The sequence below is a fragment of the Streptomyces sp. E11-3 genome (assembly GCF_046540415.1).
Classification (GTDB): Bacteria; Actinomycetota; Actinomycetes; order Streptomycetales; family Streptomycetaceae; genus Streptomyces.
The window spans coordinates 3,230,558-3,243,152 of the sequence record NZ_JAZGRL010000001.1; the positions used below are offsets into that span (position 1 = coordinate 3,230,558).

The 12,595-nt window shown below is 70.1% G+C and carries 14 protein-coding genes; 8 read left to right on the plus strand and 6 right to left on the minus strand.

Going from position 1 to position 12,595, the window contains the following annotated elements; all coding sequences use genetic code 11:
* The first annotated feature begins 89 nt into the window (after positions 1 to 89).
* The 5 genes from U9R90_RS14720 (at position 90) to cseC (ending at position 4,505) form a co-directional block, all read left to right on the plus strand.
* The gene (locus U9R90_RS14720) at positions 90 to 1,019 is read left to right on the plus strand and encodes an A/G-specific adenine glycosylase (RefSeq protein WP_411056885.1); all 930 of its coding nucleotides are present in this window, start codon (positions 90 to 92) and stop codon (positions 1,017 to 1,019) included.
* A 227-nt stretch (positions 1,020 to 1,246) separates the two neighbouring features.
* Positions 1,247 to 1,795: a SigE family RNA polymerase sigma factor gene (locus tag U9R90_RS14725; protein ID WP_411056886.1), complete on the plus strand. Its 549-nt coding sequence runs from the start codon at positions 1,247 to 1,249 to the stop codon at positions 1,793 to 1,795.
* Positions 1,783 to 2,439 carry a hypothetical protein gene (locus U9R90_RS14730; RefSeq protein ID WP_411056887.1) on the plus strand — a complete coding sequence of 219 codons (657 nt, stop codon included), beginning with the start codon at positions 1,783 to 1,785 and terminating at the stop codon, positions 2,437 to 2,439. The genes U9R90_RS14725 and U9R90_RS14730 overlap by 13 nt, the downstream gene beginning before the upstream one ends.
* An 18-nt stretch (positions 2,440 to 2,457) precedes the next feature.
* Positions 2,458 to 3,174, plus strand: coding sequence for a two-component system response regulator CseB (cseB, locus tag U9R90_RS14735; RefSeq protein WP_411056888.1), 717 nt, complete (start codon positions 2,458 to 2,460; stop codon positions 3,172 to 3,174).
* Complete coding sequence (cseC, locus tag U9R90_RS14740) at positions 3,171 to 4,505, plus strand: two-component system sensor histidine kinase CseC (RefSeq protein WP_411056889.1); 1,335 nt, start codon at positions 3,171 to 3,173, stop codon at positions 4,503 to 4,505. Before cseB ends, cseC begins: the two co-directional genes overlap by 4 nt.
* Before the next feature lie 39 nt (positions 4,506 to 4,544).
* Here cseC and U9R90_RS14745 read toward each other — a convergent pair whose 3' ends face one another.
* From U9R90_RS14745 to U9R90_RS14755, 3 genes are all read right to left on the minus strand, one after another.
* Complete coding sequence (locus U9R90_RS14745) at positions 4,545 to 4,994, minus strand: VOC family protein (protein WP_411056890.1); 450 nt, start codon at positions 4,992 to 4,994, stop codon at positions 4,545 to 4,547.
* Positions 4,995 to 5,079: 85 nt separating this feature from the next.
* Positions 5,080 to 5,463 carry a helix-turn-helix transcriptional regulator gene (locus U9R90_RS14750; protein ID WP_411057748.1) on the minus strand — a complete coding sequence of 128 codons (384 nt, stop codon included), beginning with the start codon at positions 5,461 to 5,463 and terminating at the stop codon, positions 5,080 to 5,082.
* Between the two features lie 169 nt (positions 5,464 to 5,632).
* Positions 5,633 to 6,316 (minus strand): M23 family metallopeptidase, encoded by a 684-nt coding sequence (locus tag U9R90_RS14755; protein ID WP_411056891.1) that lies wholly within the window; start codon positions 6,314 to 6,316, stop codon positions 5,633 to 5,635.
* Positions 6,317 to 6,684: 368 nt separating this feature from the next.
* Between U9R90_RS14755 and U9R90_RS14760 the strand changes: the two genes are divergently transcribed.
* Positions 6,685 to 9,762, plus strand: coding sequence for an NACHT domain-containing protein (locus U9R90_RS14760; protein WP_411056892.1), 3,078 nt, complete (start codon positions 6,685 to 6,687; stop codon positions 9,760 to 9,762).
* A gap of 11 nt (positions 9,763 to 9,773) precedes the next feature.
* Here the strand turns inward: U9R90_RS14760 and U9R90_RS14765 are convergent, their stop codons facing one another.
* Positions 9,774 to 10,172, minus strand: a complete 399-nt coding sequence (locus U9R90_RS14765; protein WP_411056893.1) for an ATP-binding protein — start codon at positions 10,170 to 10,172, stop codon at positions 9,774 to 9,776.
* 310 nt (positions 10,173 to 10,482) lie between these two features.
* On the opposite strand from U9R90_RS14765, the gene U9R90_RS14770 reads away from it, so the two are divergent.
* Positions 10,483 to 11,388 (plus strand): helix-turn-helix domain-containing protein, encoded by a 906-nt coding sequence (locus U9R90_RS14770; RefSeq protein WP_411056894.1) that lies wholly within the window; start codon positions 10,483 to 10,485, stop codon positions 11,386 to 11,388.
* Positions 11,381 to 11,563 (plus strand): DUF397 domain-containing protein, encoded by a 183-nt coding sequence (locus U9R90_RS14775; protein WP_411056895.1) that lies wholly within the window; start codon positions 11,381 to 11,383, stop codon positions 11,561 to 11,563. Before U9R90_RS14770 ends, U9R90_RS14775 begins: the two co-directional genes overlap by 8 nt.
* Positions 11,564 to 11,570: 7 nt before the next feature.
* Here U9R90_RS14775 and U9R90_RS14780 read toward each other — a convergent pair whose 3' ends face one another.
* Positions 11,571 to 12,245: a class I SAM-dependent methyltransferase gene (locus tag U9R90_RS14780; protein ID WP_411056896.1), complete on the minus strand. Its 675-nt coding sequence runs from the start codon at positions 12,243 to 12,245 to the stop codon at positions 11,571 to 11,573.
* 119 nt (positions 12,246 to 12,364) lie between these two features.
* A complete protein-coding gene (locus tag U9R90_RS14785) occupies positions 12,365 to 12,583 on the minus strand; it encodes a DUF4287 domain-containing protein (protein WP_411056897.1) in 219 nt (72 codons plus the stop codon).
* Positions 12,584 to 12,595 lie beyond the last annotated feature (12 nt).

Consider the following 12,595-nt stretch of genomic DNA (forward strand, 5'->3'; position numbering starts at 1 on the left):
CCTGAGCCCCCTCCACCCCGACGCACCGCGCCGCCCGCAGGGTCCATTGGGCCATCCGCGGGCGGCGCCGTGGGAGGATCGCCTGTGCCATGACTGCGACCGCACTCACCACCCCCGAACCCGAGCCGGACACCCCCGACGGGCCGCACACCGCGCTGCACACCCCCGTCATCGCGTGGTTCGCGCAGAACGCCCGCGACCTGCCCTGGCGCCGCCCCGAAGCGGGCCCCTGGGGCGTACTGGTCAGCGAGTTCATGCTGCAGCAGACCCCGGTCAGCCGGGTGCTTCCGGTGTACGAGCAGTGGCTGGCCCGCTGGCCGCGCCCGGCCGACCTGGCCAAGGAGCCGCCCGGCGAGGCAGTACGGGCCTGGGGCCGGCTCGGCTACCCGCGCCGCGCGCTGCGGCTGCACGGGGCGGCGCTGGCGATAACGGAACGGCACGGCGGCGACGTACCCACGCAACACGCGCAGCTGCTCGCGCTGCCCGGCATCGGCGAGTACACCGCGGCGGCCGTCGCCTCGTTCGCGTACGCCCAGCGGCACGCGGTGCTGGACACCAATGTGCGCCGGGTCCTGGCCCGGGCCGTCAGCGGCCTGCGCTACCCGCCGAACGCGACCACCGCGGCCGAGCGGAAGCTGGCCAGGGCGCTACTGCCAGACGACGAGGCCACCGCCGCGCGCTGGGCGGCCGCCTCCATGGAACTGGGCGCGCTCGTCTGCACGGCGCGCAACGAGGACTGCGAGCGCTGCCCGATCGCCTCCCAGTGCGCCTGGCGGCTGGCCGGGAAGCCGGAGCACGAGGGGCCGCCGCGCCGCGGGCAGAGCTACGCGGGTACCGACCGGCAGGTGCGCGGCAAGCTGCTCGCCGTACTGCGAGAGGCGTCGGCTCCCGTACCGCAGTCCGTACTCGACCGGGTGTGGGACGAGCCGGTGCAGCGGGCCCGCGCACTGGACGGGCTGGTCGCCGACGGTCTGGTGGAGCCGCTGCCGGGCGGGGTCTACCGGCTGCCGCTGACCTAGCCCGCTGCTACGCCAGCGCCCTACGCCGTCCCTACATCGCTCATACCGGGTCCGACCTCGCAAAAGATTCGCAGGTTTTAAGCGGCTCTTACCTTTGTTACACAACCGAGGGGCAGCCGTGCTCCCGCCGCAGGCCTCTTCGCAAAGCCTCGTTACACCCCGTCCGTAGCTTCGTAGATGAGCCGGAGAACGATCCGGTTCCACGGCGCAAACGGAGGCGGTTGAACATGGCGCACGGAGAGGTGCTCGAGTTCGAAGAGTACGTACGCACCCGGCAGGAAGCCCTCCTGCGCAGTGCCCGCCGCCTCGTTCCCGACCCGGTGGACGCGCAGGACCTGCTGCAGACGGCGCTGGTGCGGACGTACCACCGCTGGGACGGCATAGCCGACAAGCGCCTCGCGGACGCCTACCTCCGCCGCGTCATGATCAACACTCGTACGGAGTGGTGGCGGGCCCGCCGCCTGGAGGAGGTCCCCACCGAGCAGCTTCCGGACGCGAGCGTGGACGACTCCACCGAGCAGCACGCGGACCGCGCCCTGCTGATGGACGTCCTGAAGGTGCTGGCTCCGAAGCAGCGCAGTGTGGTGGTGCTGCGACACTGGGAGCAGATGTCGACCGAGGAGACCGCTGCCGCACTGGGCATGTCGGCCGGTACGGTCAAGAGCACCCTGCACCGGGCGCTGGCCAGGCTCCGGCAGGAGCTGGAGAGCCGGGCCACCGAGGAGGCGGCCGGGCGGGTGCTGGAACGTGAGGAGCGGGAGCGTTGCGCGGCCTGAAAGGCGGCGACCCTGATCAACGACGGGGTCTTCGGGCGGTGGGTACGGCGGTGAGCGGTCTCACCGCCGCTGCTCTGTTCGCCGGTTCACTGGTCGCCTGCGGCACGGGCGGCACCGGCGCGCGCGACGAGGGTCCGGCGCGCAGCGGCGACCCGGCGACCCAGGCCTCGCCGCTGCCCTCGGCGTCGGACGCGGTCAATCGGGTGGATCCGGTGGCGCTGGTGATGGCCGACCCGAAGGTCAGCAGGTCAGTGAAGCGCGACCTGAAGCCCTGCACCGGGAACGAGTACCCGGTCGACGTGTCGTACGGCAACCTGACCGGAGGGTCGGCGTCCGATGTCGTGGTCAACGTACTGACCTGCGCCGATGCGGTGGGCATCGGTAGCTATGTGTATCGCGAAGAGGGCAAGAAGTACCAGAATGTGTTCAAGGCCGAGCAGCCCCCGGTCTACGCCGAGATCGACCGGGGCGATCTGGTGGTCAGCACACAGGTCTACAACGAGGCCGACTCAGCGCCCTACCCCTCCGCCGAGGAGGTGGTGACGTACCGGTGGCAGACCGACGAGTTCGTCAAGCGGGACGTGATGTACAACGAGTACAGCGGTGCGGTGAGCGGCGACGGCCCGGCGCCCGAACAGAACTGAGAGAACTGAGAGCAGCGGATGGCTGAGCAGACCCATGTCCTGTTCGTCGAGGACGACGACGTCATCCGCGAGGCCACGCAGCTCGCCCTGGAGCGCGACGGCTTCGTGGTGACCGCCATGCCCGACGGCCTTTCGGGCCTTGAGGCGTTCCGCGGCAACCAGCCGGACATCGCGCTGCTCGATGTGATGGTGCCGGGCCTGGACGGGGTGAGCCTGTGCCGCCGTATCCGGGATGAGTCCACGGTGCCGGTGATCATGCTCTCGGCGCGGGCCGACTCCATCGACGTGGTGCTCGGCCTGGAGGCCGGTGCCGACGACTACGTGACCAAGCCGTTCGACGGCGCGGTCCTGGTCGCCCGCATCCGGGCGGTGCTGCGCCGCTTCGGGCACGCCGGGGGGCCGGGCGCCACGCAGGCGGCGGCCGACGACGGACGGCAGGCGGCGACCGACTCGGTGCTGAACTTCGGCAGCCTGGAGATCGACACCGAGGGCATGGAGGTACGCCGTGACGGTGCCCCGGTGGCGCTGACGCCGACCGAGATGCGGCTGCTGCTCGAGTTCTCGCACGCGCCCGGCACCGTGCTCTCGCGCGACAAGCTCCTGGAGCGCGTCTGGGACTACGGCTGGGGCGGGGACACCCGGGTCGTGGACGTCCATGTGCAGCGACTGCGTACGAAGATCGGCCAGGACAGGATCGAGACGGTCCGCGGCTTCGGCTACAAGCTCAGGGGATGAAGCTGCTCAGGTTGCCCAACGGGTTTCCCAGGGGGCTGCGCACGGGGCTGCGCTGGAAGATCAGTGTGGCGATCGCACTGGTGGGGGCGCTGGTGGCGCTGGCGCTCAGTCTCGTCGTGCACAACGCCGCGCGGGTCTCGATGCTGGACAGCGCGCGTGAGGTCCAGGACCAGCGCGTGCAGTACGCGCAGCGGATCTACGAGTCCACCGGGCGTACGCAGTTCGGCGTCAAGCTCGACGACCCGGAGCTGCCCGCCGAGCTGAGGTCCAAGGCCGAGGCGGGCCGGCGTGCCACGTATGTGCAGGAGAACGACGAGGGCGTGCCCGACATCTGGGCCGCGACCCCGGTGAGCGGCGGTCGCGTCCTGTCGCTGCACACGCGGTTCACCGACCGCAGCGCCACCGTGATCGGCGATCTCGACCAGGCGCTGTGGATCGGCTCCATCGCCGCGGTGTTCGGGGGCTGTGCGCTGGGGGTGCTGATCGGCGGGCAGGTGTCGCGACGGCTCCGCAAGGCGGCGATCGCGGCGCACGAGGTCGCCCAGGGCAACACCGAGGTGCGGGTGCGCGAGGCCATCGACGGGGTCGTACGCGACGAGACCGACGACCTCGCCTACGCCGTCGACGCGATGGCGGACGCGCTGAAGCAGCGGTACGAGGCGGAGCGCCGGGTCACCGCGGACATCGCCCACGAACTGCGCACCCCCGTCACCGGGTTGCTCACGGCGGCCGAGCTGCTGCCGCCCGGGCGGCCCAGCGAGCTGGTCAAGGACCGGGCGCAGGCGATGCGCACGCTGGTCGAGGACGTGCTCGAAGTGGCCCGCCTGGACGGCGCGACCGAGCGGGCGGAGCTGCAGGAGATCGACCTGGGTGAGTTCGTCACTCGGCGGATCGGCGGGCTGAACCCCGATGTGTCGGTGCACGTGGTGCACGAGTGGCGGGTCAGCACCGACCCGCGTCGCCTGGAGCGGATTCTGGGCAACCTGCTGGCCAACGCGGCCAAGCACGGCAAGCCGCCGATCGAGGTCAGCGTCGAGGGCCGGGTGATCCGGGTGCGCGACCACGGCACCGGCTTCCCGCCGGACCTGCTGGCCGACGGACCGAGCCGCTTCCGGACCGGGAGCACCGACCGCGCGGGGCACGGCCACGGCCTCGGGCTGACGATCGCGGCGGGCCAGGCGCGGGTGCTGGGCGCCCGGCTGACCTTCCGCAATGTGGGCCCGGAGACCGGCGACGGCCCGGCGGAGGGCGCGGTCGCCGTGCTCTGGCTGCCGGAGCACGCCCCGACGACCACGGGGAGCTTCCCGATCGTGCGGCTGCCGGAGGAGTGAGCGGGACCGGCGGGTCCCGGTCCTCAGGAGGCCCGGTCCTCAAGAGGCCCAGTCCGCGTCGGGGTCGAGCCCGCCCTCGCGGGCCTGGGTGAAGGAGAACCAGTTCCCCGAGTCGTCGCGCAGAATCGCCTCGGTGCGGTACGGACGCTCCTGCGGCTCCTGCAGGAACTCGACTCCGCGGGCCTTCAGCTTCTCGTAGTCCCCGTGCACATCGTCGGTGGCCAGGACGCCCGCACCGAGGATGCCCTTGGCGACCAACTTCCGTACGGCCTCGGCCGACTCCGGGTCCATGACGGGCGCACCCGGCACCATCAGCGTCAGTTGGACGTCGGGCTGGTTCGGGGCGCCGACGGTGAGCCAGCGCATTCCGCCCCCTTCCCCGATGGTCATGTCCGTGCGGACCTCAAGGCCCAGCTTCTCGGTGTAGAACTCCTTGGCCCGGTCCTGGTCGAGTACCCAGACGGTGGAGATGGCGAGTCCCTTGATCATGGCGAGCTCCCGAATAAGGGGTTCTGTTGAGGGGGTTCCGTGCTTGCCCTGCCACGGTAGGCAGGCAGCGGTTCGCCCCGCTTCTTCAGAATTGCTCGGCATTCGGCTGGTCCCGCTGTGGCTTGAACCCGCCCGCGTAGAGCATCGCGAAGCACCCGGGTATCAGCGCGGCCCCACGCCCGGTGTACTTGGCGCGGTACTCGCTCGGGGACAGCCCGGTCTGCTTCTTGAACCGGGTGGAGAAGGTGCCCAGGCTGCTGAAGCCGACCAGGGTGCAGATCTCGGTGACCGAGAGGTTCGCCGTACGCAGCAGATCCTCGGCCCGCTCTATTCGGCGGCGCGACAGGTACTGGCCCGGGCTCTGGCCGTACACCGCCTTGAAAGCGCGGACGAAGTGATAGCGCGAGTACCCGGCGTGGGCGGCCACCGCGTCCAGGTCGAGGCCGGGGTCGGCCCAGTCGCGGTCCATGGCGTCCTTGGCGAGGCGCAGCTGCCGCAGATGGGCGAGGTGCGCCGTCACCGGGGTGAGGGGGACGCGCTCGACGGGTTCCACGTCTTCGATGCTGACACGCACCACTGACAATGGCCTTGACCAGGACTTTTCGGCCGTGGCTTCCCGTCGTGCCCGGCTTCCCGTGTTAGAGCGACACGCCCACGGAGCGCAGGAAGGCCACCGGGTTGATCGACGAGCCGTAGTTCGCGCTGGTGCGGATCTCGAAGTGCAGGTGCGGGCCGCTGGAGTTACCGGTGTTGCCGGAGAGGGCGATCCGCTGGCCCGCCTTGACCTTCTGCCCGGCCTTGACGTTGATCTTGGACAGGTGCGCGTACTGCGAGTAGCGGCCGTTGCTGTGCTTGACCACCACGGCGTTGCCGTACGCGGGCCCGTCACCGGCGCCGTTCGCACCGGCCTTGACCACGGTGCCGGTGCCCACGGACTCGACCGGGGTGCCGACCGGCACCGCGAAGTCCTGCCCGGAGTGCTTGCTGGCCCACATGCTGCCGCCCTTGCCGTAGGTCGCGGTCAGCGTGTACTTGTCGACCGGGTCGGACCAGGCGGCGGCCTTCTTGGCCTGCGCGGCCTTCTTGGCGTCCGCGGCCTTCTTCATCTCGGCCGCCAGCTGGTCGGCGGCCTTGCGCTGCGCCTCGGCCTGCGCCCGGATCGACGCCGCGGCACTGGTCAGCCCCTCGCTCGCACCGTTCTCAGCGGCCACCGCGACCCCGGTCCCCAGCAGCGCCGACGCTCCCAGGCTGACGGCCACGACGGTGGCCCGCGTACGGAGCAGGGGCGAGACGGGACTGTGGGAGTGGGTGCGCTTCGACATCGTGGGGTGACCTCCGGGGCCGGGCAAAAAGGGACCCGGCCGCCAGGACCCTTGCGGGAACCCTGAGACCGGGATGGCCATCCCTTGGTAACCCGCACCCCCACTCCCACCCAAAACCCCTATCTACTACACAAGCTCGTATAGCAGTCATGATCCGCATCAACCTCCAAAGGGACCAAAGCCCCCTCGGTTGGCCACCAAAGGACTCCACTCCCCACCCGCCTTGTCCACTATTCCCCCTAGTAACGGACAAATCGCCTGTGCGGCATGTCACCGGGCAGCGAGATCCACCCCCTGCCGAATGTGACGGCGGCTACTCTGACCTGGCCAGTCAGACGGCTATCGCACGGCTTTCGGGGGAGCGGCGCATGGACCCTGCACTCATGGGCGCACGGATCGCGTCGAGCGCGGCATTACCCCTGGTCAAGAAGCTCTTCGTGACCGAAGGTCCGGGCGCGGGCCTGGTCGACAAGCCGATCCGCATCTCCCGGCTCGTCTCTTTCCACGGCGAGAAGCGCACCCTGGTCGAGGCCGACCTGCGCAAGCTCTCCGCCGAGCTGGTCAAGCAGGCCCTGCGGACCGGCGAGCGGCCCGTACCGGCCGAGGAGGAACGAGCGGTCGCCGACGCGCTCGCCCGTACGCTGCACGCCCTGGGCGACCTGGACCTCAGCGATGTCGAGGCGGTGCAGCTCGGACACGAGGAGTTCGCGGCACGGCTGCACCGCGCGAGCGGCGGCGCCGACCGCCACCTGTCGTCCGACGCGACCCACCTCTACGCCCGCCTGCTCGAGGCGGCGTGCCTGCACATCCTGCACTTCTTCACCCAGCGCTCGACGTTCGTACCGCGCACACTCGTCGAGCAGAGCCGCCGCCAGGCCGAGCTGATCGCCAAGGTGGACGAGCTGGTCGCCCGTACGCCCCGCCCGGACGCGCGGGACGCGGAGTTCGAGCGGCGCTACCTCGCCTACATCGCGAAGAAGCACAGCAAGCTCACGATCTACGGGCTGGATCTGGCCAACTCGCCGGAGCGGTGGCCGCTGGACGCGGCGTATCTGAGCCTGGAGGCGACCAGGAACGATCACGTCATCGCACTTTGGGACGCCGAGACCGAAGAGCGGGGCACCGAGGCCGAAGAGTGGTGGGTCATCTACTCGCCCAGCCCCCAGCCTGCCGACCAGGCCCTGGCCGACCACGACCGCGTGCTGCTGCGCGGCGAGGCCGGTTCCGGCAAGACCACCCTGGTCCAGTGGCTGGCCGTGAGCGCCACCCGTCAGGACCCCGACGACCGGATGTCGTACGTCCACGACCGCGTCCCGTTCGTCCTGCCTCTGCGCACCCTCACCCGGCACGGCGAGCGCCTGCCAGCTCCCAACAACTTCCTGACCGCCATCAGCTCCCCCCTCGCCGGGACCCAGCCGGACGGCTGGGAGGCCCGTGTACTGGCCTCCGGCCGGGGCCTGGTCCTGGTGGACGGCATCGACGAGGTCCCCGACACCGAACGAGCCCACGCCCGTACGTGGCTCAGCGACCTGATCGAGGCCTACCCCGGCAACCGTTGGCTGGTCACCTCCCGCCCCTCCGCCATACGGGAGGACTGGCTCGCCGACGAAGGCTTCGCCGAGCTGGCCCTGTCCGAGATGGACCACACCGCCGTGACAGCGTTCATCCAACGCTGGCACCGGGCCGCGCGCACGGGCGTGGCGGAAGAAGACGTCGACCTCGCGGCGTACGAGACCCAGCTACTGGAAGCCGTACGCACCAAACCCGACCTGGGCCGCCTGGCCACCAACCCCCTGATGTGCGGCCTGATCTGCGCCCTGCACCGGGACAGGCGCGGCTTCCTCCCGCACGGCCGCAAGGACCTCTACACGGCCGCCCTCTCCATGCTCCTCACCCGCCGCGACCGCGAACGCGACATGCGCGTCCCCGAGCTGCGCGAGGAGCCCCAGATCCAGCTTCTCCAGCGGCTGGCGTACTGGCTGATCCGCAACGGCCGTACGTCGATGGACCGCTCACGTGCGGAGAGCGTCATCCGTGACGCGCTGCCCGCCGTCCCCGAAGTGGCCGCGCTGGGCGACGCCGGGGCCGTCTACACCCACTTCCTGCACCGCAGCGGCCTCCTGCGCGAACCAGCCCCGGGGACAGTGGATTTCATCCACCGCACCTTCCAGGACTTCCTCGGCGCACGGGCCGCAGTAGAGGAGGGCGACTTCGGCGTGCTGGTCTCGCACGCGGCGGACGACCAGTGGGAGGACGTCATCCGGATGGCGGTCGCCCACGCGCGCCCTCGTGAACGGGCGGAGCTTTTCGGTGAGTTGCTCACTCAGGGGGACGCGGCACCGGACAAGCCGACCCGAAACCGCAGCTACCTGCTGGCGGCTGCCTGCCTGGAACACGCGACCGACCTGGCGGCGCCGGTACGAGCGGAGGTCGAGCGCCGCACCTCCACGCTCATACCGCCCCGCAACGCGGCCGCCGCGCGGGACCTCGCGGCGGTCGGCCCCATGGTGCTGGACCTGCTGCCCGGCCCGGAGGACCTGGATGACCAGGAGGCACACCATGTGACGATCGCCGCCACACATGTTCCGGCAGAGGGCGCGATCCCGTTCCTCGCACGGTTCGTGCGGCACCCGTCCTCCTCCGTACGCAGCCAGCTGATGTGGGCATGGGACCGCTACGAGTGCCGCCAGTACGCGGAGCAGGTCATCACCCACCTCGACGACGGCGAAACGCACTTCACCGTCCGCTACGACGAACAGATCTCGGAGACCATGCGACTGGGGCTTCGCCCGAAGCAACTGGACATCCGGGCCGGCGTCTCCCCCTCAGCCGCTTCGGAACTGATCACCGCCTGCACCCCCACCCTGCTTCGGCTCTCACTCCCGCCCGTCCTCCTCACACCCGAGGCGCGGGGCGCACTGCACTCCTTGGAGACACTGCGCCTCAACGAGATCACCGAGCCCTGGAGCCTGGGCCAGTTCCCCGCCCAAGCTCCGCTGCGCAACCTCGGCCTCTTCGATGCCCGCAAAGCCCTTACCGACCTGCGGCGGATCGACCGCTGGCCGGAGCTTGACTGGATCATCTTCGGCCGCCACGACGGCCCTCACTCCGCGGCGGACTGGCAGGCCCTCACCCGCCTGCCCCACCTCACACAGCTACATCTGTCATCCAGCAGCCTCCCCCACGCGCCGTACGGAATGACGCTGCCGGGCCTCACAGAGCTCTGGTTGATCCACTCGGGAGACTGGGAAGCGACGACGGGGCACGTCGCACGGATCTTCCCCAACGTCACGGGGCTCCGTGTGGATCTACCCGCCGCGACGAAGCGCATCGATCTCGGCCCCCTGGCCCGCCTTCAGCATCTCAGCCGCGTACGGATCTCGGGCGGGCAGCCAGACAACCAGGAGGCCCTCCCCGACCACGTCGAAGTACTCGTGTTCGCCTGACGCGTGCTCCCTCACCGGTTGAGCTGGAACCACACCCCCTTGCCATGCTCCGTCGGCGTCACCCCGCACACGTCCGACACAGCCGCGACCAGAGAGAGCCCGCGCCCGCCCGTGTCGTTGCACGCCGTCAGGCGGGACGCGGGCAGCCGCGCGCTGCCGTCGTAGACGGCGACCCGCACGTGGGTCGGCTCGATGGCGGCTCTGAGGTGAACGTCGCCCTCGGCGTGCAGGTGGACGTTGGTGACCAGCTCCGAGGTGCAGACGGCGGCGGTATCGGCCAGTTCGGTGAGGCCAAGGGTCTCCAGCGCGCTGCGCACGAAGTCGCGGCAGATCTTGGGTGACTTGGCGTTGTTCGGGGTGAAGAGGGTGTACGACTGAGGTAGTTCGCGCTCATGCTCGGGCACGCCCATGGAACGCCTCCAGGCGTTGGGTCGTCGGATGCTCGGATCGATGGCGGTGCGCTGCGCGCGCCCGGCAGCAGTGGCCTACCGCCCCCGCGGGCACGCCCCCGTCCGGAACGGGGGGTGGATCGGGCGGTGCGCTTCTGCGACCGGGCAGGTTTGTGCTGCGTCGACAGCGAGGCTTCCACCATCATCGTGTGAGCGTCGCTACACACACGGTAGCGATGTGAGGCTCAGATCTGCAACCAGATCGCCATAGTTGCTGGACCTTGCCTGCACAGCACCGGCAAACTGTGACCCACCCACCAGGAAGGCCCGCATGGCGCTGCGCACGCACATCACGGAACGACAGCGACGACTCGGCTCCGAACTCCGCAAACTCCGCGAGGAGGCGGGCCTGTCAGTCAACGCGGCCAGCGCGCAAATCGGGATGGGTGCCGCGCACCTCAGCCACGTGGAAGCCGCCCGCACTGCGGTCGCAGCCGATCGCCTCGCCGCACTCCTGGACGCGTACGACGTCAGATCTGAGCCCTATGCTGATGCACTCGCCTCCATGGCCGAGAGCGACGGCAAGGGCTGGTGGTACGAGTACCGGCGCTCGTTCCCTCAACGAACCCTGGACCTGGCGGAGTTGGAGTGGAACGCGGCACGCGTCCACAGTTACGAGACACTGGTCCTGCCAGGGCTCCTCCAGTCGGAGGCCTACATGCGGGCGCTCTTCCAAGTCACCCGCCCCACCGCGCGGGCCGACGAGATCGAGCAACTCGTCGAGTTCCGGCTTGCCCGCCAGCAAGCCGTCCTCGACTCGTCCGACACCCAACTGCACGTGGTCGTACACGAAGCAGCCCTGCGCATGGTCGTAGGTGGCGCTCACGTCATGCGCGAACAGCTGACGCACCTCGTACGCGCTACGGCCCGCCCCGACGTGACCCTTCAGGTGCTCCCGTTCGACGCAGGCTCGGGCGCCTGGCTCAGCGCCCCCTTCCTGCATGTCGAACCCGCCGTCGCCCGCCTGGGCACGGTGGTTCTGGAGCACCCGGCAGCCCGTGTCGCGCTGGACGACGAGGAGAGCCTGGAGCGATACCGAGCCACGTTTGCCGACCTGTGCCGCAGCGCGCTCCCCCCACTCGTGCCGGATGAAGCCCCTGAGGCGCACGAACGCCGAGACTCCTGGGGCTTGATCCAGCACCTTCTCTACACCCACCAGGGGAGACACCATGACTGAACTCAACTGGCAGAAGTCCACCTTTAGCGAAGGCCAGGGCGACAACTGCGTCTACGTCGCCGCCACCGACGGAAGCATCCACCTCCGCGAGAGCGACACCCCCAACGTCACCCTCACCACGACCCCGTCCGCCCTCGCCGCGTTCATACGCTCCACCCGACCGATCCTGCGCTGACAAGTCCTCACGCAGCGGGAAGGCAGGCACGGACCATGAGCGTGCCCACGTCCTGAGGGTTCGGCGCGGGGAGGGTGTGGGCATCGATGTCGGTGAAGCCGTGGCGCTTGAGGAGGTCGGCCCACCACTGGGGGCCGTAGGACCAGCGCAGCAGGGGCAGTTTGCGGCCGGCGAGTCCGTTGCCGTACATCGGCTGGGGGCCGTGGTAGCCCTCGATCGGCTCGGCCTGGGAGAAGGCGAGTACGCCGCCGGGGTTGAGGCGCTTGGCGATCAGAGGGATGAGGACGTCGGGGTCGGTGAACCAGATTGCGCCCCAGATGGAGAACACCGCGTCGTAGGACCTCTCGGTGCGGGTGAGGTAGTCACAGGCCTCGGCCTGGACGAAGGTGAGGCGGGGGCTGTCCGGCCCCCACCAGCGGCGGGCCCGGGCGATCTGCTCGGTGGAGAAGTCCAGGGCGGTCACCGCAACGCCGGTGCGGGCGAGGTAGACGGCCTCCTTGCCCTCCGCGGACCCGAGCTCCAGCGCGGCGCGAGGGCGGCCCAGCAGCTCCTCGGCGGGTCCGTGCCCCTCGTACTGGGTCCACGCGAACACGTCGGCCGCGGGGGCGGGCTGCTCACCCTGACCGCGGTGCGGCTTGTAGCTGTCCCAGTACTCGGGCAGGTTCGTGGACTCGCGTGACATGAGGGCTCCTTGGGGGGTGTCCGCCGGGCTGGAGGCTGGACACCGTACCCACGCGCCCCGGCCGTGATGGGCCGATGACGGCTTTTCACCCGCACGCGCCCCTTGCACAGGGCAGGGGCTCACTCGCCGCTGTCCGCCGCCTCGGCGAGCGTGTGTGCGACGAGGGCGTTGGCGTGGCCGTGGCCCAGGCCGTGCTCGGTCTTGAGCCAGGCGACCAGCTCCATGTGCTTGGTCAGGGGCGATGAGCGGATGAGGTCCTTCCACTCCGCGATCGGGCGGCCGTACTTCTTCTCGATCGAGGGGAAGTAGCTGGCGGGGCCCTTTACCGGTGCAGTCATGCTGATGCCTCT

What these genes read in the sequence shown, in the direction of transcription:
- U9R90_RS14720 (WP_411056885.1), top strand. Translation starts at nt 90, where the DNA reads ATGACTGCGACCGCACTCACCACCCCCGAACCCGAGCCGGACACCCCC.
- U9R90_RS14725 (WP_411056886.1), top strand. Translation starts at nt 1,247, where the DNA reads ATGGCGCACGGAGAGGTGCTCGAGTTCGAAGAGTACGTACGCACCCGG.
- cseB (WP_411056888.1), top strand. Translation starts at nt 2,458, where the DNA reads ATGGCTGAGCAGACCCATGTCCTGTTCGTCGAGGACGACGACGTCATC.
- cseC (WP_411056889.1), top strand. Translation starts at nt 3,171, where the DNA reads ATGAAGCTGCTCAGGTTGCCCAACGGGTTTCCCAGGGGGCTGCGCACG.
- U9R90_RS14745 (WP_411056890.1), bottom strand. Translation starts at nt 4,994, where the DNA reads ATGATCAAGGGACTCGCCATCTCCACCGTCTGGGTACTCGACCAGGAC.
- U9R90_RS14750 (WP_411057748.1), bottom strand. Translation starts at nt 5,463, where the DNA reads ATGGACCGCGACTGGGCCGACCCCGGCCTCGACCTGGACGCGGTGGCC.
- U9R90_RS14755 (WP_411056891.1), bottom strand. Translation starts at nt 6,316, where the DNA reads ATGTCGAAGCGCACCCACTCCCACAGTCCCGTCTCGCCCCTGCTCCGT.
- U9R90_RS14760 (WP_411056892.1), top strand. Translation starts at nt 6,685, where the DNA reads ATGGACCCTGCACTCATGGGCGCACGGATCGCGTCGAGCGCGGCATTA.
- U9R90_RS14765 (WP_411056893.1), bottom strand. Translation starts at nt 10,172, where the DNA reads ATGGGCGTGCCCGAGCATGAGCGCGAACTACCTCAGTCGTACACCCTC.
- U9R90_RS14770 (WP_411056894.1), top strand. Translation starts at nt 10,483, where the DNA reads ATGGCGCTGCGCACGCACATCACGGAACGACAGCGACGACTCGGCTCC.
- U9R90_RS14775 (WP_411056895.1), top strand. Translation starts at nt 11,381, where the DNA reads ATGACTGAACTCAACTGGCAGAAGTCCACCTTTAGCGAAGGCCAGGGC.
- U9R90_RS14780 (WP_411056896.1), bottom strand. Translation starts at nt 12,245, where the DNA reads ATGTCACGCGAGTCCACGAACCTGCCCGAGTACTGGGACAGCTACAAG.
- U9R90_RS14785 (WP_411056897.1), bottom strand. Translation starts at nt 12,583, where the DNA reads ATGACTGCACCGGTAAAGGGCCCCGCCAGCTACTTCCCCTCGATCGAG.